At 42.6% G+C, this 26,477-nt stretch carries 27 protein-coding genes; 16 read left to right on the top strand and 11 right to left on the bottom strand.

Going from position 1 to position 26,477, the window contains the following annotated elements:
• Positions 1-55 precede the first annotated feature (55 nt).
• Complete coding sequence (locus NPUN_RS03715) at positions 56-718, top strand: HEAT repeat domain-containing protein (RefSeq protein WP_012407511.1); 663 nt, start codon at positions 56-58, stop codon at positions 716-718.
• 146 nt (positions 719-864) lie between these two features.
• Positions 865-1,065 carry a hypothetical protein gene (locus NPUN_RS03710; protein WP_041565167.1) on the top strand — a complete coding sequence of 67 codons (201 nt, stop codon included), beginning with the start codon at positions 865-867 and terminating at the stop codon, positions 1,063-1,065.
• Between the two features lie 185 nt (positions 1,066-1,250).
• Here the strand turns inward: NPUN_RS03710 and NPUN_RS03705 are convergent, their stop codons facing one another.
• Positions 1,251-2,099 carry a pentapeptide repeat-containing protein gene (locus NPUN_RS03705; protein WP_012407509.1) on the bottom strand — a complete coding sequence of 283 codons (849 nt, stop codon included), beginning with the start codon at positions 2,097-2,099 and terminating at the stop codon, positions 1,251-1,253.
• A gap of 116 nt (positions 2,100-2,215) precedes the next feature.
• On the opposite strand from NPUN_RS03705, the gene NPUN_RS03700 reads away from it, so the two are divergent.
• The 3 genes from NPUN_RS03700 (at position 2,216) to NPUN_RS03690 (ending at position 4,496) form a co-directional block, all read left to right on the top strand.
• On the top strand, positions 2,216-2,791 hold the full coding sequence (locus NPUN_RS03700; RefSeq protein ID WP_012407508.1) for a phycobiliprotein lyase: 576 nt from the start codon (positions 2,216-2,218) through the stop codon (positions 2,789-2,791).
• Positions 2,792-2,958: 167 nt separating this feature from the next.
• Positions 2,959-3,693 carry a 15,16-dihydrobiliverdin:ferredoxin oxidoreductase gene (locus NPUN_RS03695; RefSeq protein ID WP_041565166.1) on the top strand — a complete coding sequence of 245 codons (735 nt, stop codon included), beginning with the start codon at positions 2,959-2,961 and terminating at the stop codon, positions 3,691-3,693.
• Between the two features lie 35 nt (positions 3,694-3,728).
• Complete coding sequence (locus NPUN_RS03690) at positions 3,729-4,496, top strand: phycoerythrobilin:ferredoxin oxidoreductase (protein ID WP_012407506.1); 768 nt, start codon at positions 3,729-3,731, stop codon at positions 4,494-4,496.
• Positions 4,497-4,537: 41 nt separating this feature from the next.
• Here the strand turns inward: NPUN_RS03690 and NPUN_RS03685 are convergent, their stop codons facing one another.
• The gene (locus NPUN_RS03685) at positions 4,538-5,434 is read right to left on the bottom strand and encodes an ATP adenylyltransferase family protein (protein WP_012407505.1); all 897 of its coding nucleotides are present in this window, start codon (positions 5,432-5,434) and stop codon (positions 4,538-4,540) included.
• Positions 5,435-5,683: 249 nt separating this feature from the next.
• Between NPUN_RS03685 and NPUN_RS03680 the strand changes: the two genes are divergently transcribed.
• Positions 5,684-6,946 carry an HhoA/HhoB/HtrA family serine endopeptidase gene (locus tag NPUN_RS03680; RefSeq protein WP_012407504.1) on the top strand — a complete coding sequence of 421 codons (1,263 nt, stop codon included), beginning with the start codon at positions 5,684-5,686 and terminating at the stop codon, positions 6,944-6,946.
• 347 nt (positions 6,947-7,293) lie between these two features.
• Entirely contained in the window at positions 7,294-7,545 is a 252-nt protein-coding gene (locus NPUN_RS03675; protein ID WP_041565165.1) for a hypothetical protein, read from the top strand.
• A gap of 436 nt (positions 7,546-7,981) precedes the next feature.
• Here NPUN_RS03675 and aroF read toward each other — a convergent pair whose 3' ends face one another.
• From aroF to kdpB, 7 genes are all read right to left on the bottom strand, one after another.
• Positions 7,982-9,040: a 3-deoxy-7-phosphoheptulonate synthase gene (gene aroF, locus NPUN_RS03670; RefSeq protein WP_012407502.1), complete on the bottom strand. Its 1,059-nt coding sequence runs from the start codon at positions 9,038-9,040 to the stop codon at positions 7,982-7,984.
• A 281-nt stretch (positions 9,041-9,321) separates the two neighbouring features.
• Entirely contained in the window at positions 9,322-9,792 is a 471-nt protein-coding gene (locus NPUN_RS03665) for a PAM68 family protein (RefSeq protein ID WP_012407501.1), read from the bottom strand.
• 12 nt (positions 9,793-9,804) lie between these two features.
• On the bottom strand, positions 9,805-10,074 hold the full coding sequence (gene rpsO / locus NPUN_RS03660) for a 30S ribosomal protein S15 (RefSeq protein WP_041565894.1): 270 nt from the start codon (positions 10,072-10,074) through the stop codon (positions 9,805-9,807).
• A 379-nt stretch (positions 10,075-10,453) separates the two neighbouring features.
• Complete coding sequence (locus NPUN_RS03655) at positions 10,454-12,229, bottom strand: iron uptake porin (RefSeq protein WP_012407499.1); 1,776 nt, start codon at positions 12,227-12,229, stop codon at positions 10,454-10,456.
• Positions 12,230-12,783: 554 nt separating this feature from the next.
• Positions 12,784-13,422: a K(+)-transporting ATPase subunit C gene (kdpC, locus tag NPUN_RS03650; RefSeq protein WP_012407498.1), complete on the bottom strand. Its 639-nt coding sequence runs from the start codon at positions 13,420-13,422 to the stop codon at positions 12,784-12,786.
• Entirely contained in the window at positions 13,422-13,691 is a 270-nt protein-coding gene (locus NPUN_RS03645; RefSeq protein ID WP_012407497.1) for a potassium-transporting ATPase subunit F, read from the bottom strand. The genes kdpC and NPUN_RS03645 overlap by 1 nt, the downstream gene beginning before the upstream one ends.
• Positions 13,692-13,697: 6 nt before the next feature.
• Positions 13,698-15,839 (bottom strand): potassium-transporting ATPase subunit KdpB, encoded by a 2,142-nt coding sequence (kdpB, locus tag NPUN_RS03640; RefSeq protein WP_012407496.1) that lies wholly within the window; start codon positions 15,837-15,839, stop codon positions 13,698-13,700.
• Between the two features lie 50 nt (positions 15,840-15,889).
• On the opposite strand from kdpB, the gene NPUN_RS40320 reads away from it, so the two are divergent.
• The gene (locus tag NPUN_RS40320; protein ID WP_148220239.1) at positions 15,890-16,180 is read left to right on the top strand and encodes a hypothetical protein; all 291 of its coding nucleotides are present in this window, start codon (positions 15,890-15,892) and stop codon (positions 16,178-16,180) included.
• Here NPUN_RS40320 and kdpA read toward each other — a convergent pair.
• Positions 16,133-17,878, bottom strand: coding sequence for a potassium-transporting ATPase subunit KdpA (kdpA, locus tag NPUN_RS03630; protein ID WP_012407495.1), 1,746 nt, complete (start codon positions 17,876-17,878; stop codon positions 16,133-16,135). The two genes, NPUN_RS40320 and kdpA, sit on opposite strands and share 48 nt — an antisense overlap.
• 373 nt (positions 17,879-18,251) lie before the next feature.
• Positions 18,252-19,487: an FIST signal transduction protein gene (locus NPUN_RS03625; protein WP_012407494.1), complete on the bottom strand. Its 1,236-nt coding sequence runs from the start codon at positions 19,485-19,487 to the stop codon at positions 18,252-18,254.
• Here NPUN_RS03625 and NPUN_RS41530 point away from each other — a divergent pair.
• The 8 genes from NPUN_RS41530 (at position 19,486) to NPUN_RS03590 (ending at position 26,443) form a co-directional block, all read left to right on the top strand.
• Positions 19,486-19,623 (top strand): hypothetical protein, encoded by a 138-nt coding sequence (locus NPUN_RS41530; protein ID WP_159402460.1) that lies wholly within the window; start codon positions 19,486-19,488, stop codon positions 19,621-19,623. The two genes, NPUN_RS03625 and NPUN_RS41530, sit on opposite strands and share 2 nt — an antisense overlap.
• Positions 19,624-19,860: 237 nt before the next feature.
• The gene (locus tag NPUN_RS03620; RefSeq protein ID WP_012407493.1) at positions 19,861-20,106 is read left to right on the top strand and encodes a Calvin cycle protein CP12; all 246 of its coding nucleotides are present in this window, start codon (positions 19,861-19,863) and stop codon (positions 20,104-20,106) included.
• 674 nt (positions 20,107-20,780) lie between these two features.
• A complete protein-coding gene (locus NPUN_RS03615; protein ID WP_012407491.1) occupies positions 20,781-21,377 on the top strand; it encodes a DUF3177 family protein in 597 nt (198 codons plus the stop codon).
• A gap of 36 nt (positions 21,378-21,413) precedes the next feature.
• Positions 21,414-21,710, top strand: coding sequence for a DUF7734 family protein (locus tag NPUN_RS03610; RefSeq protein WP_012407490.1), 297 nt, complete (start codon positions 21,414-21,416; stop codon positions 21,708-21,710).
• A gap of 148 nt (positions 21,711-21,858) precedes the next feature.
• Entirely contained in the window at positions 21,859-22,317 is a 459-nt protein-coding gene (locus NPUN_RS03605; protein WP_012407489.1) for a hypothetical protein, read from the top strand.
• Between the two features lie 201 nt (positions 22,318-22,518).
• The gene (cbiD, locus tag NPUN_RS03600; RefSeq protein WP_012407488.1) at positions 22,519-23,631 is read left to right on the top strand and encodes a cobalt-precorrin-5B (C(1))-methyltransferase CbiD; all 1,113 of its coding nucleotides are present in this window, start codon (positions 22,519-22,521) and stop codon (positions 23,629-23,631) included.
• A gap of 224 nt (positions 23,632-23,855) precedes the next feature.
• On the top strand, positions 23,856-25,478 hold the full coding sequence (gene guaA, locus NPUN_RS03595) for a glutamine-hydrolyzing GMP synthase (protein WP_012407487.1): 1,623 nt from the start codon (positions 23,856-23,858) through the stop codon (positions 25,476-25,478).
• Positions 25,479-26,038: 560 nt separating this feature from the next.
• Positions 26,039-26,443, top strand: a complete 405-nt coding sequence (locus NPUN_RS03590; protein ID WP_012407485.1) for a response regulator — start codon at positions 26,039-26,041, stop codon at positions 26,441-26,443.
• Positions 26,444-26,477: the final 34 nt, after the last annotated feature.

Below are 26,477 nucleotides of genomic sequence, written 5' to 3'. Positions count from 1 at the left end.
CGCTATTTTTTGACATCTGTAAAATAAAGTAAAGATAGCTCTACCAAATGCACCTATGGAAATCGATCAAATCCAAACTGAACTGAAGAACCCGGATTTTCACTCTCGTTTGAAGGCGATCGCAGCCCTCAATGATTATGAATCAGAAGTTGCAGTTCCTCTTTTAGCAAGTAAACTTCATGACTCAGAATTTTTGGTGCGTTCTTTTGTAACCAGGGGTTTGGGTAATCAACAATCAGCAGAATCCTTTGCTGCTTTGATGCAAATTATGAAATTTGACGATACCCCCAACGTGCGAGCTGAGGCGGCCAATTCTTTGTCACTATTTGGTAGAGTCGCAGTTTCTCATCTAGTTATGGCATTTTATCAAGATGACCATTGGCTAGTTAAGCGGAGTATTTTAGCTGCGATCGCTGAAATGAATTGTCCTGAAGAGCTATTCGATATCTGCGTTCAAGGTTTAAAAGATGAAGATTTCACAGTTCAGGAATCCTCTGTTGATGGACTCAGTTTACTAGCTGATTCTAGCCAACATACTGCGGCACTATCCCAAATACTAACGTTAGTGAATGATGAATCTTGGCGGATGCGCGTGCGAGTTAGCTATGCCCTCAAGCGCTTTGACGAGCCGGAAGCAAAAGCAGCCCTGAACCAACTTAGACAGGATGAGGATCACCGAGTTGTCGGAGCTGCTTTAGAAGACTTGTTGCCACAATAGCGATGTGGGTTTGTGCCGAATCTTGTGATAAGATTTATTTCAACAATAGGCAAAATGTTTTTTTACCTTAAATTTGACCAAAATATCCGGGTAATCTGCCAAAATCTGGAAGAAAAGATCAACTTTTTCGAGATGAGGAGGCATTTGTGACTGAGATACAAACTGGTCAAATGACTTGGCGACCACCAGGTTCCTCAGAATCTGCTTTACATTTGCGACATAAAGCTTCGGAAGCCTGGCGATCGTATAAAGAATTTCCCCAATATGCTTTACCCGATCCACCGGGTTTTTCTGAAGGATACGCTACGTTTTTAGCACTCTTAAAAAAGAACTGGCAACTGTTGTAAAGTCACAACAGAACAAAAAAATTTTGGATTTTAGATTTATTTAGCCCACTAGGAGCACGGCTTGCACTCATACCATATTCGGATAAGTACTTCTAATGACGGCTGACGCGGAGAGTTTTGAATTATCAAGTAATTAAGCGAACTTGATATTGATATCCCAAATCTAAAATCTAAAATTGCCACGATCAAGCACTCAAACTCTCACGAGTTGTTGTGCGAGTGTAAGCGTTCCAAACGTCAAGTTCTGAATATGGGCGGCTTTTAAGCATAGCTTTAGTTGCTTCTGTAAGTCCTTGGGCTAAAGTAAAATCTGCACCAGCGATACTTTGAAGATGCTCCATCTCTGCATCACAGAGGTCAGTTGCTCGCAGGTCTGCATCCCGCAAATCGGCTCCAGTCAATCGAGCATTCCGCAAACAAGCCCCAGTCAAATAAGCTTTCGTCAAATCAGCGCCACTTAAAGCCGCACCTTGCAAATTTGCTCCTGTCAAGTCAGCACCACTCAGGTAGGCTCCACGCAGATTAACACCTTGTAAATCTGCATTTCGTAAAGAAGCTGTGTTAAGAAAAGCACCATTGAGATTAGCACCCGGACCTACAGCTCCCGAAGCTTTGTAGTTATATTCTTGGGGCCATTTCGTATGTGCATCATAACGTGCTACTTGCAATTTGGCTCCTTCCAAATTTGCGCCACTGAGATTGGCTTGTTGGAGGTTCGCACGGTTTAAATAGGCTCCCTGCAAATTAGCCCCACTCAAATCGGCTCCTTGCAGATTAGCGCCTCGCAAATCTGCGCCACTCAAATCGGCATTACTCAAGACTAGCTCACTGAGGTCGGCTCCTAGTAGCTTGGCTTTGCTCAAGTTAGCTTGTTGTAAATCAACTTCCTTGAGATTGAATTGGTACAAATCGACCCAATCCAGAGGGATTCCGGCTTTGAGGGCTTTTAATATTTCTGGAGTTGGACTGGAGCGTTCGGCAAAGCCGTTGCCGTAGGCATCGCTAGTAATAAGTTGAATTTCACTATTTGTCATCAGTTGATAAAAATATAACTTTTGGAGTTATTCTACACTTTAGCGAAATTGGGACTTCATCTCATTGCTCAGTATTCAATAACGGCAAAATTTGATAAAAAGAGGTTTTAAAACAGATGCATCTAATACCGCCCTTGTCAATGATCGACTTCTTCCGTAAAAGTGAGGGTACATGGTTTACGGAACGTTCCGTTCACCATTTTGACTCGGCGGCGGATGAGTCTGGGCAGTCGAATTTGATCGTTAAAGTCATGGAAAAGGACGATCCTAAAGTCCAAGAAGTCTGTAAAGACCAAGGCATAGACCCAACTAAAGCAACAGGCGGTGCGAGTTTTGCATGGCAGGCTAACTTAGACACCAGGCTACCTAATGATAATGCTGCCATTTTGGTTGATATTCCCGACGAAACGAGGCGTTCTGGAAAACTGATCCGTAACCAAGGCTATGTTGAGAGCATTCCCGTTGTCAGCCAGTATCGGTTTGCCGATGATGGAGTGCTGACGATTGATACTGACTATGACAATAACCAAGGTCAAGAACGTTGTTGGTTTATTACTGATGATTTTCGTGTCAGGGTTAGTACCGTGCGAATGATGAACGGTGTCAACTTAATGGCTTATTGTTCTGAACGTCGCTGTGTTTCCCAAGAACTGCTAGAGCAAATGATCGCTCAGAATCATGCTAGGCGTTAGTAGGGAATGGGGAATGGGGAATGGGGAATGGGGAATAGGGAATTAAGAAAGAATACCCAATGCTCAATTCCCAATCCCCATTAAGGAATGTTGCTTTGTTTCTCATAAATGAGACGTGTATGATTGCCATCACTTATTTTCATGCAAGGGTTAACAAATCATGTTCCATGTATAAACCTTTCCTGGAATTTTTAGAAAAAGAGCTATTTCAGCGCTTTGATTTACAAAGTAGGGTCATTCCCCCTGGTTTGGAATTCAAAGTTAGCGATCGCGGCAGAAACCCTGCAACTATTCGCAGTTGGTGTTACCAATCTCAAGAGTTGCGGAAAATTCGCTATACCTATATTGATGCCGGGGAAAGCGCCCAAATTTTTAACAGCGTGGTTTATCCTAGTCATAACTACGATTTACCTCTGTTAGGGATTGATTTTTTATCCTTTGGCAAAGTCAAAAATCTAATTGTGCTTGACTTTCAGCCTTTGTTCCAGGATGAAGATTATCAAAACAAATATATAGCTCCGCTAAAATATCTCCATAATAAATACCCGGATTTGGCGCAAAACTTAGAAATGAAGTTTTACGATGCCAACCAGTATTTTTCTAAGTACCTCTTGTTTGCCAAAACAGATGCTGAAACAGTTTCAACGCGAGTCTTTGAAGCTTTTCAAGATTATTTAAACTTGTATTGGCAAATGCTAGCAGATGCCCAAGCGCTTCACGATCCAGAAGATATCCAACGGATTGTCAAAGCCCAAAAAGACTATGACCAATATAGTGCAGACCGAGATCCAGCATCTGGTTTGTTTAGCAGTTACTTTGGTCATGAATGGGCGGAGCGTTTTCTTCATGAGTTCTTATTTGAAGATGCCGTTCCTCTAGCAGTTAGTGCAAGTAAAAGATAACAGGAATTGGGCATTGGGCATTGGGCATTGGGATTATGAATTCGGAGCGAAGCGACGTGACACTGTATCAGCCATTTCTCGATTATGCGATCGCCTACATGCGATCGCGCTTGGATTTAGAACCCTATCCCATCCCCACTGGGTTTGAGTCCAACAGTGCTGTTGTGGGCAAGGGCAAAAATCAAGAAGAAGTTGTCACCACTAGTTACGCCTTTCAAACCGCAAAATTGCGCCAAATTCGTGCAGCTCATGTCCAGGGTGGTAATTCGCTACAAGTGCTGAATTTTGTGATTTTCCCCCACCTCAACTACGATTTACCCTTTTTTGGGGCGGATCTGGTGACATTACCAGGAGGACACCTAATTGCTTTGGATATGCAGCCCCTATTTCGGGATGATTCAGCATATCAGGCAAAATATACTGAACCAATTCTGCCTATTTTCCACGCCCATCAACAGCATCTATCTTGGGGAGGAGATTTCCCAGAAGAAGCACAGCCCTTTTTCTCTCCCGCTTTTCTGTGGACTCGTCCCCAAGAAACGGCTGTAGTAGAAACTCAGGTGTTTGCCGCTTTCAAAGACTATTTAAAAGCTTATCTAGATTTCGTAGAGCAGGCAGAAGCTGTAACAGATTCCCAAAATTTAGTAGCCATTAAGCAAGCCCAACTGCGATATCTACGATATCGGGCTGAAAAAGACCCAGCACGAGGGATGTTTAAACGCTTCTATGGTGCCGAATGGACTGAAGAATATATCCACGGCTTCTTATTCGATCTAGAGAGAAAATTAACAGTCGTCAAGTAGAGGCTTCACAAATTTAATATTGGACAAATGACTAATCAATATTAGGATATAGCAACATTCTTGAGGATAGTCATCGGCCCTTGGGCTTTGAGAATTTCCATTTCTGCTGCGTTTCGCACTAGCAAAGTACCAGCGAATCCTAATGAATTCACAGAGATAGACTCAAAATGCTCCTGCGATCGCGGTACGATCAACATCCATTCTCGTGTCGCTAGTAGATTGTAAGCACCCAATTGCTTTGCATCTAAACCCACAGCCCCTAGCAAACTGCGATAAACTTCTAGTGTTGCTTGGGCTGCTGTAAATGGCGATCGCATCCAATCAGGATTTAGCGGCGCAAAAGCATTTACAAAAGGAAGTTTTGCTAAAGTTACGTTCGCTTCCTGAAATTGTCCTGCCTTCAGTAGAGGTTCAATAGGTATCTGCGGTCCTGAAGGTACAAGTGGTAGTGGAACTAACTGTAAGTGTTTGTGTCGCTGACTAGCACCTGCACTTTTGCCACTGTTGTAAAATGCTAAACCATCGAAATCAGCTAAACACGCCCACATAGCGGCAAAATCTTCCAGAGTCAGTAAACTTTCCTGTTCCTCGAAGGCACGGGTGATGATTAGCAGATGGCGATCGACAACATTATATTTATTTAAAATACATACATGAGTATCAGAGATATCCGCCACAAATAAATCCTCTTCATAAGGCAAAAAAGGATTAAATTCTTGACCAGAGACAACAGATTGTTTTTCCTGTTTCTCCTTAGCTGCTTTTTTACGATTCAGATTAGACAAAATCCGCACTAAAAAGCGTATGCCATCCTGTTCGATAAATTCAAATTCTGTCGGAATCGACAGTAACGCCCCACATTGCAAAGCATGTTCAGTTCGTTCTTTAACACTTTTCCATAAAGTGCCAGGTTTCAGTAAGATTTTCCCCTGTGGCATTTTCATTCCTTCACACATGGTATAAAACATGCAGTCAACTTAACGTAAAATTGTTGGTTAGAAACCGCTCTGGCTCTAAGTTGACAAGCATGACAACTGTGTAACCCTACGAATGAGTATATTCCAATAAGGTTTAGTAAAATACCAAAGCTTTCACAACAACGCAATACCTCTGCAACAAAACTGTCACAAATCATATCTACATTAGTAATACATCTAAATATCCTTTAAATATCCTTCCAGACAGCAATGCAAAACCAATCTCGTGATGGAGAACACCCATCAAATAGCATTTTATCCAACACTGCTGACACCAAATACCATAATCAAGCACCCTGGAAAAAGGCTGCCGCCTCTCTATCGCTGGTGCTGCTGGGATCAGGTATGACATTGGCAGGTGGCTACATGGCTGGACATTCTCAGCAGGTGTCTGAGAGTGCATCTAATTTGGCAGCGAGTCGAGTAAATGCCGCTCCTCCATTATCAGCTGCCACAGATCCTAACTTTGTTACCCAAGTTGTGCAAAAGGTCGGGCCGGCTGTAGTACGAATTGATTCTTCCCGAACCGTAAAAAGTCAGATACCAAATGAATTTAACGATCCATTTTTCCAACGTTTCTTTGGCTCTCAAATGCCAGAACAACAGAATCGGGTAGAACGAGGTACTGGTTCAGGTTTTATTATTAGTGCTGATGGTCGTATTCTTACCAACGCCCATGTAGTCGATGGTGCTGATACAGTGACAGTAACACTCAAAGATGGGCGTAGCTTTAAAGGAAAAGTGTTAGGAAAAGACGAGTTGACCGATGTTGCTGTGATCAAAATTCAGGCGGATAATCTGCCGTTAGTAGCATTGGGTAACTCAGATCAACTGCAACCGGGAGAATGGGCGATCGCGATCGGCAACCCCCTTGGACTAGATAATACAGTAACTACCGGAATCATTAGTGCTACCGGACGCAGTAGCAATCTAATCGGCGCTGCTGATAAGCGAGTAGAGTATATTCAAACTGATGCAGCTATTAACCCCGGTAACTCCGGCGGTCCCCTACTAAATTCCCGTGGTCAAGTAATTGCCATGAATACAGCTATAATCCAAGGGGCACAAGGATTAGGCTTTGCTATTCCCATCAACACAGCACAACGCATTTCCAGTCAAATAATAGCTACAGGTAAAGTAGAACATCCTTACCTGGGAATTCAAATGGTGGGGTTAACACCTCAGCTAAAACAAAATATCAACTCAGATCCCAATAGCGGTTTGAGTGTGGATGAAGATAAAGGTGTATTAGTTGTAAAAGTTGTGCCAAATTCACCAGCTGCTAAAGCAGGGATACGTGCTGGTGATGTTATCCAAAAGCTTGGCGGGCAAGCAGTCACAGATGCCAACAGTGTCCAAAAGGTAGTAGAAAATAGCCAAATCGGGGGCGATTTACGTATGGAATTACGTCGCAATGGGCAGAATCTTAACATAGCTGTGCAACCTGGTGCTTTCCCCACGCAAGTGCAATAAAAGTTTGACTATCAATTGATTAACAGGGAATTTTCTCGGATGGGTATTGTGCCCGTCCTTTTTTTTCAGGTGGCAAAGTTGAGTTGCAATAACCATAGATTATGCACTGCCATAAACATCGAAATCTTTGACTTTTAAATTAGATACTGAGACTAAATATTCTATCAAAACTCATAGACTAGCCATTTTTAATTTTTTTTAATCATGACATTAGTCAGGGTTAAGCTAGTTACCTTTTTCACTAGTGAATAGCTATTTCAAGTGCTATTATTTGGTTATCAAATAGATAAAACTTTGAATTGAATTTAATCTATTTGATGTCTAAATCATAGAAGAAAGATTTGACAATGAATATTAAGCGAATTCTTGCTAGCGCAGCACTGATTTTACCAATTGCTGTTACCTTTATCCCTTCCCAAGCTGATGCTCAAATCAGACCACCAGTTAGGCGGCATACTCCAGTTAGAATAATCAAAAAACCAGCGCCAGTTAGGGTTTATACCCCTGTTCAAGCGAGAAGGAGGATATTGGTTCCTGGACGTTGGGTGCGAACAAATCGTGGTCAGCAGTGGATACCTGCTCGCTATATATATAGATAAAAAAGTCTACAACTGCAAAAAAGTATTACCCATTAATATTGATTGCAGAGTTCTTTTTTCATAGCTTTAGTTTGTGTTAATAAATCCCCTTTAGAAATATTCTAAAGGGGATTTATTTCATATTTGCAATAAACAGGTAGGCATGATTACAATATACAAAAAAATCCGGAGTTGCATATTTACGGATGATTTGGCAACTTTTAAATTCCCCCCCCGCTTCCTCTGCCTCCCCAAGATGAAGTCAAAAGTAAAAAGGCAAAAGGCAAAAGAGAACTGATGAAGTCTTGAAATTTAATTCTTAATTCTTTTCTTTTTACTTTTTACTTTTACCTTTTGACTTACTAGCCCCTGCCTCAAGAGCTTGCCACAATTCATCCCACTGTTCTGCAACGCCTAATTTATTTATTTATGCCTAGCAAGAAGTTGCAATTAAATTTTAAGCCAGAGCCACAGCTGGTTGCTGCCAACGTCCCACTGCCTTACCAATTACTGCTAATTCTTGCATCAAGTTATCGAAACGGTCTGGTGTGAGAGATTGGGGCCCGTCGGATAAGGCTTTGGCAGGATTGGGGTGAACCTCTATCATCAGGGAATCTGTGCCAGCTGCGATCGCAGCCATTGCCATTGAAGGCACAAACTCAGACCAACCTACGCCGTGGCTGGGGTCAATCATAATTGGCAGGTGAGTCAGTTTCCGCAACACTGGCACTACCGATAAATCCAGCGTATTTCGCGTATATTGGCGGTCAAAGGTGCGTATTCCCCTTTCACACAAAATTACATTGGAATTGCCAGATGCCAAAACATACTCGGCTGCCATCAACCAATCTTCAATAGTAGCCGCCATTCCCCGCTTCAAGAGAACTGGTTTCGGCTGCGCTCCCACTTTTTTGAGCAAGGAGAAATTCTGCATATTTCTTGCTCCTACCTGAATCACGTCAGCAACTTCGACAATTTTATCCAGGTCAGCCGCATCCATCACTTCTGTAATAATACCTAGCCCACTAACTTCCCGCGCCCTTGCTAATAAATCCAAAGCACTCTCGCCGTGTCCTTGGAAGGCGTAAGGTGAAGTTCGGGGTTTATATGCCCCTCCGCGCAAAAATTTTGCTCCAGCTGTCTTGACGCGCCGTGCCGTCTCTACAATCATTTCTTCATTTTCTACTGAGCAAGGACCGGCAACGACTACCAAAGGCTGATGTTCACCAAATACCACTGCTCCATTAGGAGTATTAACTACTACTTCCGAAGCCTCACCGTGACGGTATTGGCGACTGGCTCGTTTGTAAGGCTGCTCTACCCGTAACACCTGCTCAATCCAGGGGCTAAGTTCCTGAATTTGTAATGGATCTAAGCTAGCAGTTTCACCTACAAGACCAATAACTACTTTATGTTGACCAACAATTTTTTCTGGAGTTAGCCCCCAGCTAGTTAGTTCCTCATCAATGCGGTTTATTTCCGCTTCTGGGGAACCAGTTTTCATTACTATAATCATGTGAAATTTCCTGATTAATGGAGTAAAATTTTTTGTAAATGGGCTAACTTTATTGTTGCCTATTGCCCTAATTACGAATAGTTAAAAACAAAATTTATTTACAAAATAAATAGACAAAATTATAGCGCTCAGTCAGTAGTTTTACTACTGGGTAGCTGGATGTAGGTATAAAAAGATTATGTAATTTTAATTAGCAATGTTGAAGTTATAAAATTTCAACTTCAACATTCACTTCTTCATTTACCCAATACCGCAGTTACCTAATACCTGAGCGCCATTAATTATGAGTTTTTTTGGCGAGTTTCGCGCCAAACTGTCACCATTCGTCCCCAATTGGTGTTGAACTCACCCAAACCAAGCAAACTTCCGACTCTTTCTTCATCCCAAGAGGCAGAGAGAACGCCATAAGTTATGCCTAAGACCCCCAAACCAAATAATCCCATGTTCACCAATAACACGGCGATGGGAGCTAGTTGGATGTCGGAGTAGATAGCAAGCAGATAGCTAACAACCAGGACACTAATGCCCAAAGCTGTTGGTACGCCACAGAAACCAGCCACCCGTCGGATCATCCTCTGGCTGACTACTTGAGGAATAGCCATCTCTTGTTTGGTGTAAGTCAGTTTTTTATCAGCCTGTTTGCCAGATTCTTGTGGCTGTGCTGCTGGTTTACTTTGAGTTTTTGCGGGTTTTTGGCGCTTTTTGTTTGGTTCAAAGGGCAAGCGACTGCGTTCAGATTCTTCAGCAGACATAAGCGGTAGTCCTTATCCACGAATACCGAGGCGAGCGATCAAAGCTTGATACTTTTCACGGCTTTCCTGCGATATGTAGGCTAGAAGACGCTTACGCTGACCAATTAGCTTCAACAGTCCCCGTCGAGAAGAATGGTCTTTTTTATTTGCCTGGAGATGTTCGCTGAGGCGGTTAATGCGCTCAGTTAACATGGCAACTTGGACATCAGCCGAACCAGTGTCGGTTTCGTGAACTTGGTAATTGGAAATTATTTCTTGTTTCCGCAGTTGCGTCAGGGCCATGATTGATTCAATTGCTAGTTTTTCTAAATGTATGCAGCAGTCTCCCATAATATCACAGCCCTTAAGCTGGATGTCGAATCATATTTGCTGCTATGTCTGGCACTCTACAAGACTAAGTAAGTCAAGAGACATCCAGTATCTTCATATAGAGGTGAATAAGGTAATTTTAAATGGTATTCCGGGCCGATATTTGAAGGTTTATCTGGATTGGTAAACTATTTGTCCTGGCATTTCTTCCAGTTGTCTATTACTCCAGACAGTAAAAACGCTATTTCAACCCAAATACAAAACTTTTCGGTTAGAGGGAAAGGATTTAAATTCACCTTTCCCCCTTGCCTTTTAACCTTTTCCTAGATTGGACTTGCGATCGCCAAATCTTTTAAAAGGTGAAAGTTGTTCTCAGAGTACCGATAATTGCATCGTCGTTAGCGCTGCTTTGACCAGGCGAGGTCAACCAGATGACACCAGGGGTAATTGAGATGTTATCTGACACGCGATACTTGTAGAAGCCTTCAAAGTGATAAGGGATATCATTACCAACAAAACCTGGTCGGTTAAACGAATATGGTTCTGCACCAGCAAAAATACCTAAAACGTTACCTTTTTTACCGAAGTCAGGTAACGCTACCCCAAGACCGTAGCTCCAAGCTTCATAATCATCACCAGCACCAAAGCCGGAGATATCGTGGTAAGAAACGAAGCCACTAATTGAAAGTTTGTCGCTGGGTCTGAAGGCTGCTTCTATACCGTAAGAATTACTCGAAGATGCGCTGAGAGTACTTAGGGTGTTAGCTTGATTAGTACCTACGACGCGGTTAGCACTAGCCAAACCACCACCTAGATCAAATAAATTACCGCCTCCAGCACCATGATAACCATGAACGTAGGTAGCAGCGATCGCCAAGCGATCGCCAACACTAAAGTTCAACTGTCCAAGAGCCGCATAGTTACCCTCCAACAAACCTTGATTGGCTCCAGGATTATTAGCATTTGATGCCAAGTAACCAACAGTCAATGAACTTGGTTTGAAAAAGCTGCCACCGCTACTAAAAGGTATAGTCAATGCAGCACCGGCACCACCACCAATGCGATATATGGGACTTTCAGAAGCAAAGGTAGACAAAGCACCATTACCACCATCAAAGTCCTCAAAGTAAGGATTATTAGTGGCAACATAATCGCTATGAATACCTCCGGTAGCCGCAAAATAAGCTTCAACTGGGCCTATGGGTACGTAATATGCCAACCAGTCTATATTGACACTGTTGTTAACACTGCTACCGATTTGAAAAGTTTGTGTGCCTTCAGCAGTATTGATAGGAACACCAGCATTATCCACTTGATTAAAGGCTAGTGCATTACCGGCTGCAAGACGGGTGTGTAAAACGTCTTTACCTGTGAAGCTGGTTTGCAGGTCTAAACGTACCCTATCCTGGAAAACAGTATTATTAGCATCGCCAGTGTTGCCGCCAAAAATATCACTAACGGCAAAAATAGCTTCACCCACAAGCTTGGTTGTAGTAGAAAACTGATTTGCTTCTAGTTCAGCAGTCCGTGCTTCTACAGCATCAACTCGACCACGCAAAGTTGCTAGTTCTGCCGAGAATTCTTCTTGCAAACGCTGGAGGGTCGCCAAATCTTGTTTTGTCACCAAGTCAGCAGTCGCTGTGGCAATCAGTTCATTAACCCGATCTAAACAAGCATTCAAACCTGCGGCAAATTCATAACGAGTCAGTGCCCGATTGCCACGATAGGTAGAATTTGGGTATCCAGCAATACAACCGTAGCGTTCAACCAGGGATTGTAAAGCTTGGAACGCCCAGTCAGTCGGCTGTACATCAGAAAACTGAGAAACTGATGTAACTTGAGACAGTGAATTTTGGTTCTTACCCTCAGTGCTGTAGCGGTTAACCTCTTCTAAAACCTTATTATCATCAGTCTTTTGGGCAACCAATAGCTGATTAACTTTTGGTTGCTCTGTTTGAATAAATGTTGAAGCATCAGAAGATATTGGTGCTTCTGTCTGAGCAGTTTTTGCCTTTATATCTTCAGAAGAGCCTGCTACTTCGGTAGCTATAGCCCTAGCGGAAACCAACACCGTCACTCCCAAAACTACTGGACTTAGTACCAGAGTTTTCCACAATAGATGAGACATTTTTTATTTTCCTTTCCTAAAAAATACCCGAAATTAATGGGTTAAAGAAAAAGATAACAAGCAGTTATTCTACTTAATTTGAAATCTTATCAGATTGCTGTTATTTAAGCCATATCTGACAAAATTTTTACAGATGAAGAATCGTAAAGACTTGCTTATGCTTTGTTTGCCAGATTAAGAGTTTATGATGGAATTTCGCTCAATTTTGCGCCATTTTTTGACTTTATCTTCTTATTTTTGACTCTTATTTGCGGTAAATCCTTTTTATCTTTGTAAGAGTAGCAAATTTGAACTAGAGTTGGCTATATTTTTAAAGAACCATGACATTGGCTAATGACATCATCAATAATTTTGGAAAAATTTTGTTGAAAAAACTCGGTTTCTAACCCATAAAATACTCTCGATGAGTTCTTAGTAAACAATTATAGTAACTGCTTACGTTGTTCATTAATACGAGATATTGAGGCTTTCAATATTAATCATGAAAAACGAGTCTGAGATAATTCTGAACAGTAGAGACGCAAAATTTCTCGTCTCTACTATTTCCCATAACTTTATTTCTTAATCTGATCCAAAGCTAAATTCAGCTTCAACACATTAACTCCAGACTCACCAAAGATGCCGAGAAAGCGTCCATCTGTGTTTTGGGCAATCAAAGTTTCTAGTTGGTTTGGCTGAAATCCTCGTACCTTGCTTACTCGCGCAATTTGTGCGATCGCAGCTTCGGGGGTAATGTGGGGGTCAAGGCTAGAACCAGAGGTGTAGATTAAATCGCCAGTCGGCTGTACACCTGTTGTTTTCAGACGAGTCAGATCGCCTTCAATTTTTTTACTTGGATCTGGGTCATCTTTACCTTTGATGCGTTCGAGTAATGCGGGATTACTGGGAGCCAAGTTACTAGCGCCAGAAACCCCAGTTTTCAAAACTCCCCCATCGTCCTTTTTGGGATCGGCTGTGCTGTAACTAGTGGTACTGGGACGACTGTTAAAATAGCGATCGCTAGTAAAAGGTTGACCAATCAAAGCAGAACCCACAACTTGACCTGCGCTATTTTTTAGTAAACTACCATTAGCTTGAAACGGAAACACAGTCTGCCCAATGGCAATCATCCCAAAAGGATAAATAATCGCTCCAATAACCCAAAGTACCAGGGTAGAACGAACTGCTCTACTAGCTTCACGTGCAAAACTCATTAGAATTTCTCCGGTACAAACATTACAAAAAATAAATAGATAGAAAGCCCTAGCGTCACTATTCCTAACAGTCCCAATCCCCAAGATTGACTGCGGGAAAGTTGTTCGCCAGTAGCTGCATAGACTAGAGGTGCAACCACTAGGTTGAAACACATTGCCAAGAATAAATACAGTGGCAGTTTTTGTCTACGCCATTGACACCAGATATCAGTTATTTCTTCAAGTACTTGCGATGCAAGGATAGTGCGGCGGATACGAACAGGTTTCATAGTAAATTAAGACAAAGGTAAGATAATATCTATCAGTTTGATAGCAATAAAGGGAGCAACAATGCCACCAAGTCCATAGATGAAGATGTTGCGGCGTAGCAGTTGATCTGCCGTTAAAGGTAAGAATTTCACCCCTTTGAGTGCTAACGGAATGAGTGCCGGAATAATCAAGGCATTGTAAATCAACGCCGAGACGATCGCAGATTGGGCACTCTTTAATCCCATAATATTAAGTGCGCCGATTCCAGCCGCCGCAAAGATAGTCGGAATGATCGCAAAATACTTGGCAATATCGTTAGCGATGGAGAATGTTGTCAAGGCTCCACGGGTAATTAGCAACTGTTTACCTATGGTTACTAAGTCAATTAACTTCGTGGGGTCAGAGTCTAAATCCACCATGTTAGCAGCTTCTTTGGCAGCTTGCGTCCCAGAGTTCATTGCCACACCGACGTTTGCTTGAGCCAAAGCAGGTGCATCGTTAGTACCATCCCCGGTCATTGCCACCAGTTTACCCTGAGATTGTTCGGAGCGAATCACCTCAATTTTGTCTTCTGGAGTCGCTTCGGCAATGAAATCATCCACCCCAGCTTCTTCAGCAATTACCGAAGCAGTAATTCGGTTGTCACCTGTGAGCATGACGGTGCGAACACCCATGCGGCGGAGTTGGTCAAATCGCTCCCGCAGACCAGGTTTGACAATATCTTTGAGGTAAATGACACCATAAATTTTGTCATCTTGGCAAACAGCTAAAGGTGTACCGCCTAACCGGGAAACTCGCTCATAAGCTGCGTCTATATCATCAGGAACGTAGCCGCCACGAGAACGGACAAATCCCTTAATGGCATCTACCGCTCCTTTGCGAACTTGTTTGCCATCGGGTAGATTTGTGCCACTCATTCGGGTTTTCGCCGAAAATTCTACACCTTCGGCTTTGTCAATATTAAAATCTACCGCAGCCTGAGACTTTTCTGCTAAAACTACAATTGACTTGCCCTCTGGCGTTTCGTCAAACAAGCTAGCAGCTAGAGAGACTCGCGCCACATCTTCTAGCGAGTGATTATCCAGAGGAATCAACTCATCAGCCATTCGGTTCCCCAAGGTGATTGTACCCGTCTTATCCAGCACCAAGGTGTTGATGTCGCCGCAAGCTTCTACTGCCCGACCGGAGGTAGCAATGACATTGAATTGGGCAACCCTGTCCATCCCTGCAATACCGATCGCACTGAGCAAACCACCGATAGTTGTGGGAATCAAAGCTACCAGTAGGGAAATGAGAATGGCAACGCTACCACCAGTACGTAAACTGTTTCCCGCTTCCGGGCCAAAGGCTGTGGTGATAAAGTTGGCGATGTAGCCAACAAATGGCGGCATAGTTGCCACTACAATCAAGAACACCTGCGTTAGCACTGCCAACAATACCGTCAAAGCAATCTCGTTGGGAGTCTTGGTGCGTTGTGCCCCTTCTACCAAGTAAATCATGCGATCGATAAAGCCTTGACCAGGATCGGCACTAATCCGAATTGTCAACTCATCTGAGAGTAGGCGTGTACCTCCTGTGACTGAACTGGCAATATCTGTACCTGGTTGCTTCAGTACTGGCGCAGATTCCCCAGTGATTGCAGACTCATCTACTGAGCCAATGCCTTTAATCACATCCCCATCGGCGGGAATCATATTATTTGCAACCACCTTAACCAAATCGCCCCGTCGCAGTTCCGTAGAATTGACTTGTTGTACAGAACCATCAGGGAGGATTTTATTAGCGATCGTATCCGATCGCGTCGATCGCAGTGAATCAGCCTGTGCTTTGCCGCGTCCTTCAGCTACGGCTTCGGCAAAGTTGGCAAAAACGAGGGTGAAAAAGAGAATGAAGGTAATTAACCCATTTAACAAGCGTTGTTGGCTGATATCTGCCTGGATTGTGCCAAAGAGATTTGGGTTAAGGGTTACTAAAAAGGTGACAATTGTCCCCACCCAAACAACAAACATAACTGGATTTTTAACAGTAATTCGAGGATCTAGCTTGACAAATGACTCACGAATTGCTCTTTGATAAAGTCCCCGCATATCTGTCTTGGGGGTGTGCTTGCGCGAGTCACGAGTTCCAGAAGGAATACGGGGCGAAGGAGAATCAGTAGTGATTGGCATATATTAAATTTTGAGCATGAGTCTTTGAGGTGGGTGAACGGAGTTCAAAGGTGGATGAACGGAGTTCAAAGGTGGATGAACGGAGTTCAGAGGTGGATGAACGGAGTTTAGAGGTGGATGAACGGAGTTCAAAGGTGGAACGAAGGAGTTCAGAGGTGGATGAACGGAGTTCAAAGGTGGAACGACGGAGTTCAGAGGTGGATGAACGGAGTTCAAAGGTGGAACGACGGAGTTCAGAGGTGGATGAACAACTTTCTAATTTCCCTTGTTCCCTCGCCCCTCCCCTCTCCCTACTAGCCAATACCTTTGGCGATAAAAAAGGCTTCAGCGATGGGGCCTAATGCCAGCACTGGGAAGAATGTAAGTGCGCCCAAGATTAAAATTACGCCTGCGGTAACGCCTGTAAATAGTCCGGTGTCGGTTCGTAATGTACCAGTTGTGTAAGGAACAGCTTGCTTGCGAGACATACTATCTGCTAATAACAGCAAACCTAAAATTGGGATATAGCGTCCAGCGAGTAAACTGAAGCAGGTACTCAAGTTCCACCACAAAGCGGTTGCAGTTGGTTGAGTACCATTAGCGATCGCTAATGGTGAAGGTTGTGAATCTCCTAAACCTTCAAAGCCAGAACCGTTGTTCGCAGCAGCTGAGGCATATTCGTAAATCACCTGAGAAAAGCCATGAAAGCCAGGATTACTAATCCCTGCCAATTGGTCAGGAAAAGCTAAGGCGATTCCCCCCGGAATTAAAATGGCAATGGGGTGAACTAGCAAAATCAAGAAGCTAGCAAGTACGACTTCCCGCTTTTCAATCTTGCGTCCCAAAAATTCTGGCGTGCGTCCCACCATCAAACCTGTTACAAATACCGCCAGAATGCTATAGGCAAACAAGTAAGCTGTTCCTGTACCCTGTCCACCCCACATGATTTGCAGGAACATATTAGAAAGAAAGATAAAACCGCCGGCGGGCATAAAGGAGTCGTGTAAACTATTGACTGCGCCGCACATAGTACCAGTTGTACTTACGGCAAATAATGCAGATTGTGCCCAACCAAACCGGACTTCTTTCCCCTCTAGATTCGGTTGCTGACTGCCCAAAAGCGCATTTACAGCAGGATTACCGTTATATTCACCAATGGCAGTAACAATCAGAAATCCTAGAAAAATTACCCCGATCATGCCGTAGAGTAACAACGCTTGTTTGGTGTTATTGGCAAACAAACCGTATGTATAGATCAGGGACGTGGGAATCGAAAGCATTGCCACGATCTGAATTAAATTAGTAAATCCGCTGGGATTTTCAAAGGGGTGTGCTGAGTTGATGGCGAAAAAGCCACCGCCGTTTTCTCCTAATTGCTTGATAATTTCAAAATGGGCAACAGGGCCACGTGCGATCGCCTGACTAATATTCGGATCTTCCAAAGTCGGAAATACAGCTACACCCGCCAGGGTTTCGGGAACACCAGCAGCTATCAAGACAATGCCGCCAACAATACAAATAGGCAGCAAAATTCGGGTAATTGAGCGAATTAGGTCTACATAAAAGTTGCCTAACGATCTACCCGTCAATCCCCGAATAAAAGCAATTCCTACTGCCAAACCAGTACCAGCAGAGGTGAACATGTGATAACCCAACCCCCACATTTGGCTGGCGTAGCTCATGTAGGTTTCACCAGAATAATGTTGCTGGTTAGTATTAGTAATAAAGGAAATGGTAGTATGCAGCGCTGTATCCCAAGTTGGGGCATTTATCCCCGTGGGATTGAGGGGCAACCATCCTTGACTCATGATGATAAAGAAAAGTAGCAATCCCATGACTACGTTGCTGTAAACGATTGCCCGCCCATACTGCCAACCCGTCATATTTTCTTTGGCTTTAACACCAACTAAAGCATAAAGCACTCGCTCAACCAGATTCAAAACTGGGTCGAGAAAAGTACTCTGCTCTAGGTATACACGCGCCATATAGCTCCCAAAAAATGGAGTAATCGCTACTATAATTAACAGCGTTAAGGCAATTTGAATCCATCCTTCTAACATTGGACTATTTCCACTCCAACATGAATAAATTTCAGAGAAATATCAGATATTTTCGGGAAATTAATCAGAAACAATAATGAATTATATTGGCATTATTATTAGCTAACCTATAGCTATGTCTTTCCTCAATCAATCATCGAGCTTTTTGTTAGAGAATACAAGGTATAAATTAATATTTAAACTAGCCTATACAAAAAATATATTTGTCTATATAGATAAGTATTCAGAGCGTTTATCTCGATATATATCTGCAAATATAGAAGGACAGTGAAAAGTTAGATCCCCGACTTCTTAAAGAAGTCGGGGATCTGGACACGGCGAATTTTCACGAATTAGATAAGATTGCTGTATGGTCAACAGTCTAATTCATAATTCATAACTGATTCTGGCGACAAATTCCAAATGCGGAAGTGTAGGCGTGTAAGAAGGTTCTGCCACCAACAGGGCCGATTTCACCACCACAGAAAAAGCCACCTACAGGAATATCGCTGAGGTAGCGGCGAAATAGTTCAGAATCGAAATTGGGTTTACCATAGAGTCCTTCGCCTCGTCCCAGACAGGCAAACATTAAGGCAGCGACGGCAGAGGGTTCAGATTCTCGTTGGGTTTGATAACTTTGGAGGAGTAATTCTAGGTCTTCAGCAGAGGCTTGGGCATCGCGTAGGTGGAATTGTAGCCTTTGACCAGGACGAACACGATCGCCAATTGCGATCGCTCCAGCTGTTGGATCGACCCCAAGAATACCACGAATTAAAAAGTCTCCCTGCTGCAAAGCCAGCTTAAACTCATCCATCGCCACACCAACAAACAAAGAGTGCTGTGCTAAAGTTCGTTCGTGTTCGCTAAGACTAGCAATCAAATCTCGTAACACCACTAGCGGTACTTGCTCATCTAACTCTAAGATGATGTTGCGATCGGCTTTTGTAACTTGCAACGGTTTGCCAATCGGTCGGCATCCTTGGGCTACAATCGTTTCCAAAACAATATTGCCAGTCAAAGCTATCCCAACAGTGCCCTCACGATAAAGGCTTTGACATTCCTCGCCGTCACTCTCATTACAAAATAGGGCAACACGACCACCCATACCCCCACCACTAGCTTGTCCTCCCACTATCACCGATCCTGGATAAGCAAAATCCAACCCCTGCAACAAATCGTTGATTCCAGAGGCGAAGGAACTAGATAGCAAAATAAACTGGGGTGTTGGTGATGCTGGCACACCAATCAAATCAACCCAAGCATCTGGAGAACTATCTAAGTCAGGTAATTCTTCAGCAACAACATGAAAAACTTGAACCTTCACCCCTGGAAGATGTGCTAAAGTCAAGCTAATAGCTGGTTCAGCTTCGAGTTCTTGGATTTCTCCGTTAACTGTTGTCCCAATCACACCTCCACCACTACAGCCAATTAGCACTGGTACAGAAAGTTTCTCAGCTAACAAAGGTAACAATCGGGAATACTCACTCGTAAAAGCAGACGAAATGAATACCAGTCCTAGATCCGCAGGTGCTGTTAACAATGAGACAGCTCGTTCCACCACATCTGTAACGGCGGCTTCTAAAGAATGACGGGTTGATAGGGCATTTGCCCACTGCATTTGGTCTGCCATGAGTTTTGAGCTTCTTTCTCTTTTTGTGCTAGTAGATTTTGATGTATTTTTATTTTGGGAAGAATTGCATCCTACAAGAATTAGTGCCAGCCTTTTGTCTCCTCCATCCCAAGAAGCTGGGGTTGTTATTCCCTAATAGATGCATCTAAATATATTGTATGATTGTTTATCTATGGTACTAATCCCACAAAATCTTAAAACATAAAGATGAATGCATTATAGATGCGGCAGTTTACTATATTGGTTATAAATCAATAGGCTAAAGTACTAACTTATGAACTGAATAGTTAGAATGGTTAGTAATCAAGCTAAAATCTGCCATTTCTGAAGTTTTTCTATACTAGTATTAACAACACACAACGAGACTAAAGCAATGACCAACATCCAAGAAACAGCAACAAGCGACATCCAAGAGAAAATCCAAGAAGAAGTAGAACAAGCGCGTACTGTCTGTGACATTAACGGTAGCGGTTCACCAGAATGTGCTGCTGCTTGGGATGCAGTAGAAGAATTGCAAGCCGAAGCTTCCCACAAGCGCCAAAGCAAGCCCAAAAATTCTCTAGAACAGTATTGTGATGACAACCCAGATGCAATTGAATGCCGGGTTTATGACGACTAGAAATTTAAATAAGTGAATTTTCTGTTCGTTTATCACCAAGCAACCAAGATTTACTTACTGAGATTTCGCACTTTTACGCTACTTCCGGCTAAAACCGTACTCTCTCTGTTTCATTATTTTCTCCAATGGACAAAAAATGGTGAAATATCTGAAGTTACGGATGTATCAGGGTTAAGCTTTGAGAATTTTTCTCTTAAAAGGAAACCTTTACACTCACAAAAATTGGTTTTTGTCCGCGAGTATCAAGTATATAGCTGCTAGGTGGGCTTTTAACAGGTTCCCTAACGCTACTACAGGTAAGTGTAAATCTAAGTTAAGGATCTTTGAGTTGCTTGTTTATTTGCCAAATTGAGAGATTTAGGAAAGTAAATTAAACAACTTACCATTTAAAAATTTTTCCAAAAATCTTTGCAAGGCATGAATTGGTTGTAGGGGCATACATCTGTATGCCCCTACAAACGTGTTTATAGTAGAAACTGCGTGAAATGGTATAAGTTGGGTAGCCACTTGCTTTCCCCAAAAAGTTAGAGCGCAGTCTTAAGGCTAGATTTTGTGCTTTGATTAAACTGTTTGTAATATAGATAGACTACTAGCTAGCTAATAGCTTACAAGTTTGTCAGTTATGGATACTTGCTCTTAGTTTAAATTGTTTTATTTATCGCTTGAGAAAAACTATGGACTATAACGTTTGGTTTCGCCCTTTCATCTGGATTGATTACCGATTGGCAGTATTATTTCTGGTAATTATTCCGTTAATTCTTTTAATTTGGGCATTTGTGCAAAAAGCAGAAAGTATACAACGCTTATTGACTATATACTGGAAAGTATCAAGCTTGGTGGCAATCACGATTTACTTAATGATTGCCCAGTATCCAGTTAGCTTTATCTCTGGATTGATGGCTCAGATTTTAATCCCAATTTCACTGTGGTTCTGGGTAGATATCAATGATGAAATTGAGTATCAAACCAGTGGAGTTTTGAAATTTATTTTTACCTCTTGGCGCTGGGCTACAACTGTTTATTGTATTTTGGGTACACTAGCGTTGATCCCATTTTTGGGTTGTGCTTTTTCTGCCAGTGTGATGAAGACTGCCTATTGTAAGGTCTGGTTTGAGATTCCATTATTATTCAAAGAATATTTTCATGCTAATAGCAAAGCTGAGTTTTTAGGTTTTCTTGGCATAACTAGTTTAGTAATTTATGTGGTTTACTTAAGCTATTTTGTTCTAATTAAGCTTGGCAAACAGGGACGTTCAGCCTCACCACAATAACTGTCGCTACGCAACCATACCCATACTTTTAAAAAAATGAATTCCATTGGTAAGCGACTGGAACAATACACCGCTAAACGCCCCCAAGAAGTCCTAATTGTAACGGTAGAAATTGCCGATGAGGAAGATACAATTGCTATTTTCAAAGGCTTTTCCAGTTCCTTGATGCGTCCAACCGCATTTGATGCAGATGTACCAGTTCTACCAGATGAGGCAATTATCCTCAATATTGACCGAGTAGCCAGTCCTTATAATCCTGAAGCACCTCGTTATATTCAACAAGGAATTTCTTGGGAAGCTATGGAAGCTCTCTTATCAGAAGTGGGAGTCTAACTAAAATTTTGTCTTAAGTTAGTTGATAGACTGACTAAAGCAACCCTCATAGATTAAACAAATATCTTGACTATTTATGAATTACTTGGTTAGGCGATCGCAGTTAAGGCAGACTGGTTATACTGTGAGCTTTATTGGATGGGCTTAGATGCAACAGTCACAGGATGCGAACACGCCAAAACAATTCAGTCGAGAACAACGTTGGGAAATTGTACAAACCTTGCTACAACGTAGTAACCTGAGTAGTGAGGCAAAACAGGCATTCCACCAAGCTTATCCCAATGCACCAGAAGAGATGCTGAAAACTGCTGTTTTTCACACTTATGTTGATGGGATTGGAGCCGCAATAGACTGGTTAGTTGATTTAGAGTTATTTCTACGTGAACCCAGTCATGAACTAGATATGGGTGTTGCGTATCACTTGCTGTATCACCTGTACAATTGGTATCAGTTCAATGTATTACTTGCAGATGGGAAAGCAGCAGTATTGGAACGTCTCAAGGAAATTAAGGAGTTGGCTTCAGATGGAGATATAGAGGCAATTCTTTCAACAGTTGAGCAGCTAGAATCGATGTTTGAAGGTAGTCAGAACTATCCTAGTTTTTAGTAAGCGGTTGCATAATCAATCAAATACAGAGGACAGTCGTAGTCTGTTGGTTGTAGGTTGAAGGCTCACTACTGCTGCTGATTTGGGTCGTTACCTTTAAGTAAGCTACAGTTCGGTCTAAATTGCCATCTAAAACTGTCTTCTCTACGAGACGCTGCGCGAACAATTTTAAATAATTATTTTGACTTTTAAATTTACAAAATGTCCCGTTCTGGATACACACTTCCCGTATTTGCCTGCGCTGCTGCTGTTGCAGCTTTACACTGGTTACACGATCGCAAATCCCTAACTTTTGCCTCTGTAGATTTGATTGAACCGGCTCAAATCGCCGAAATCCCAATTGAACAAGTAGCAGGACTATCTGAACATACAGCTTTAGCAATAACTCGCAGCGATCCCGGTGATAATCTCGATTTGACTAAAGATACACCGATTTGGGCATTGGTGGAATGGCGAGAACAGGGGGAGACTGTAATTATAAAAGGTGGGGAAGGGATTGGCAGACAGATGAATGCTGGTGACAAACCTGCTATTTATGCTTATGCTCAAAGACTTTTAAAAGAAAACTTGCAACGAATGCTAGCACCAGGGGAAAAAATCACAGTGACGATTATTCTACCCGAAGGGCGATCGCTTGCTGTTCGGACTTCAAATTCTGCTTTTGGTGTGGTTGAAGGACTTTCTCTTTTAGGCACAACCGGCATTTCTCAACCTTTGAGTACACCCGATCAGCTTGCAGTTTTTCGGGCAGAATTACAAAATAAAGCTAGTCGTTTTGAGAGTTTAGTATTCTGTATCGGCGAGAATGGCCTAGATTTAGCGCGTAAACTAGGGATTAATCCCGAACAATTGGTCAAAACTGCTAACTGGCTTGGCCCAATGTTAGTAGAAGCTGATGTGATGGGCGTGAAAGAAATCTTATTATTTGGCTATCACGGTAAGCTGATGAAGCTGGCTGGAGGGATTTTTCACACGCATCACTACTTAGCTGATGGACGGCGAGAAATTTTGGCCGCGCACTGTGCGATCGCAGGTTTAAAATCACCAGATATCCAAGCTGTATTTAATAGTGCTACTGCCGAAGCAGCACTAATATATCTAAAATCCCTAGATGCTTCAACCGGCAGTGATTGGGTAAATCAAGTTTATAGTGCGATCGCAGAAACTATCGATGTTCGTTCCCAAGAATACATTCAAAGCCATAGTGAAAGGCGCACAGAGGTTACAGTCTGTGGCTCAATTCTCTTCGATCGCGATCGCAAAATTATCGTGAAGAGTAAAACTGCTGGTCTGTTGATGGGAAAATTATGTTAATTTATTATGAATAATCGTAAACAATCCAAATAAATAATCTTTTAAGTAACCACTCTAGGGTAAGTTTATCATTTTCATACCATCTCTAGCTCCGGGACTAGACCAACGCACATAACCTCGCGTTTGTCTAGGGCTTATATACCATTATCAGCCTAAGCAGGCTGAATAATAGCATCACCATAGACCATAAAGCATCTATCCTTAACAGACATAACACTTCCATCATGAATACAGTGGTGACTCTACCGACAGAACAAGCGCCCCAAACATTGGAAAATGTTGGGCGGTTTGATCGCCCATTAATTATAATTCTGGACTTCGGCTCTCAATATTCTGAGTTGATTGCCCGCCGCATCCGCGAGACTCAAGTATACTCTGAAGTTTTATCCTATCGCACTACTTCTGAACAATTGCGCCAACTCAATCCCAAGGGAATTATCCTCTCTGGTGGACCGAGTTCGGTTTATGGTGACAACGCTCCTCATTGCGATCCTGAAATCTGGAATTTAGGAATACCCGTCTTGGGTGTTTGCTATGGGATGCAGCTAATGGTAAACCAACTCGGTGGCGAAGTTGCAAAGGCTGACCGAGGTGAGTACGGCAAAGCCTCATTATATATTGACGATCCCACAGATTTGCTCACTAATGTTGAAGATGGTACCACGATGTGGATGAGTCACGGAGACTCAGTTACCCAAATGCCATCAGGGTTTGAATTGCTGGCACATACAGAAAATACCCCCTGTGCTGCGATCGCTGACCACGAAAGGAAACTTTACGGCGTTCAATTCCATCCAGAGGTGGTGCATTCTATTGGTGGCATAGCATTAATTCGTAATTTTGTCTACCATATCTGCGATTGCGAACCCACTTGGACAACTGCGGCTTTTGTTGAAGAGGCAATTCGGGAAATTCGCACCAGAGTTGGCGAGAAGCGAGTGCTTTTGGCACTATCTGGGGGAGTTGATTCTTCTACCCTGGCGTTCTTACTGTATAAAGCCATTGGCGAGCAACTAACTTGTGTGTTTATCGATCAAGGCTTTATGCGAAAGTATGAGCCAGAGCGATTAGTAAAGCTGTTCCAAGAGCAGTTTCACATTCCTGTAGAGTATGTGAATGCCCGCGATCGCTTTTTAGCTAAGGTTGCTGGTGTTACGGATCCTGAAGAAAAACGCCGCCGCATCGGACACGAATTTATCAATGTATTTGAGGAAACATCCAAGCGCCTTGGTCATTTTGACTATCTAGCTCAAGGCACTCTTTATCCAGATGTCATCGAATCTGCTGACACCAACGCCGATCCTCAAACTGGTGAGCGGGTAGCGGTGAAAATTAAGAGCCATCATAATGTTGGCGGTTTACCCAAAGACCTAAGATTTAAATTGGTGGAACCACTGCGGAAATTATTTAAAGATGAAGTCCGCAAAGTTGGGCGTTCCATTGGTTTACCAGAAGAAATTGTCCAACGACAACCTTTTCCTGGGCCTGGTTTGGCAATTCGCATTTTGGGGGAAGTTACATCTGAGCGGTTAAATATTTTGCGCGATGCTGATTTGATTGTGCGGCAAGAAATTAACCAACGCGGTATGTATCATGATTTCTGGCAAGCATTTGCTGTATTGCTGCCAATCCGTAGTGTTGGCGTTATGGGCGATCAACGTACTTACGCTTACCCCATTGTCTTGCGAATTGTTACCAGTGAAGATGGCATGACTGCTGATTGGGCGAGAGTGCCTTACGATGTCCTGGAAGTGATTTCCACGCGGATTGTAAATGAAGTGAAAGGGGTGAATCGGGTGGTTTATGACATCACCTCTAAGCCGCCTGGAACCATTGAATGGGAGTAATTAAGTTTTGAGTTGAGTTAACTAATAGCTCATCCTCTTTCCGATTATTCATGTTCTTTGCAGTAATTTAGATTCACATATTTTAAATGGCAATGCCGAGCTGACTGGTTTTGAGTTTTGGCATTGTCTATTTTTTTTGGCTATAGCTTTGGTAAGCTACTCTACATTTAACTTAAATAGTTATGGCGGGCAAGATGACCCCCTATAAGAGCTTGATTTAATTTATACAAATTAGATGTTAAAAATGTCATAATTGCTAAATTGAAAAGTCCCAGCAAAATCGCAAGTTTTTTGTAATAAAATAGGCAGCGATTATCCAAATAATTTTGTAAAACAATTATTTGTGAAAATGAATTTAAACACAAATATAATTTTATCCAGTCAAGAATTATAAATTCCAGCGAATAATTAACCATCAATTAGATGGTGGCTAGAAAAATTGAATTATTGTCTAGGAAAATAGGCGCGATCGCAGTAAAATTACCAAGGGTGTGGTAAAAGACAAAAACCAGCAGCTCATTAGAAATAACTTTCATTTGATAAACATTTATGGAGATGTTATGGAACCTCCTCTCCCCCTTGCTGGCTTAAACATCCTCGTAGTTGATGATGATGACGATAGCCGCTTTTACATTACTACCGTGTTAGAAGCTGATGGAGGCACCGTTATGGCAGTTCCATCGGCGGCGGTAGCATTGAAAGTACTACCTGAGTTGCAGCCAGATGTCTTAATTTGTGATATTGCTATGCCTGGTGAAGATGGCTACACCCTTATTCGCAAGATCCGGGCGCTGAAGCCTGATATTTGGGAAAAACTCCCTGCGATCGCTTTAACTGCTTATGGTGATAGCGAGTATCGTAGCCGTGCGCTGGAAGCAGGCTTTCAGACTCACGTTCCTAAACCAGTCGATCCAGGAGAACTAGTTGCGATCGTTGCTGATCTGGTTGCTTCTTATAAGAATTAACGCAAAGATGCAGTCATTTGTGGGTCATTAAATG

Source organism: Nostoc punctiforme PCC 73102 (genome assembly GCF_000020025.1).
In the GTDB taxonomy this organism is placed as follows: domain Bacteria; phylum Cyanobacteriota; class Cyanobacteriia; order Cyanobacteriales; family Nostocaceae; genus Nostoc; species Nostoc punctiforme.
The sequence above is the reverse complement of the archived record's forward strand: the minus strand, read 5'-3'. Positions and strand labels throughout refer to the sequence as shown.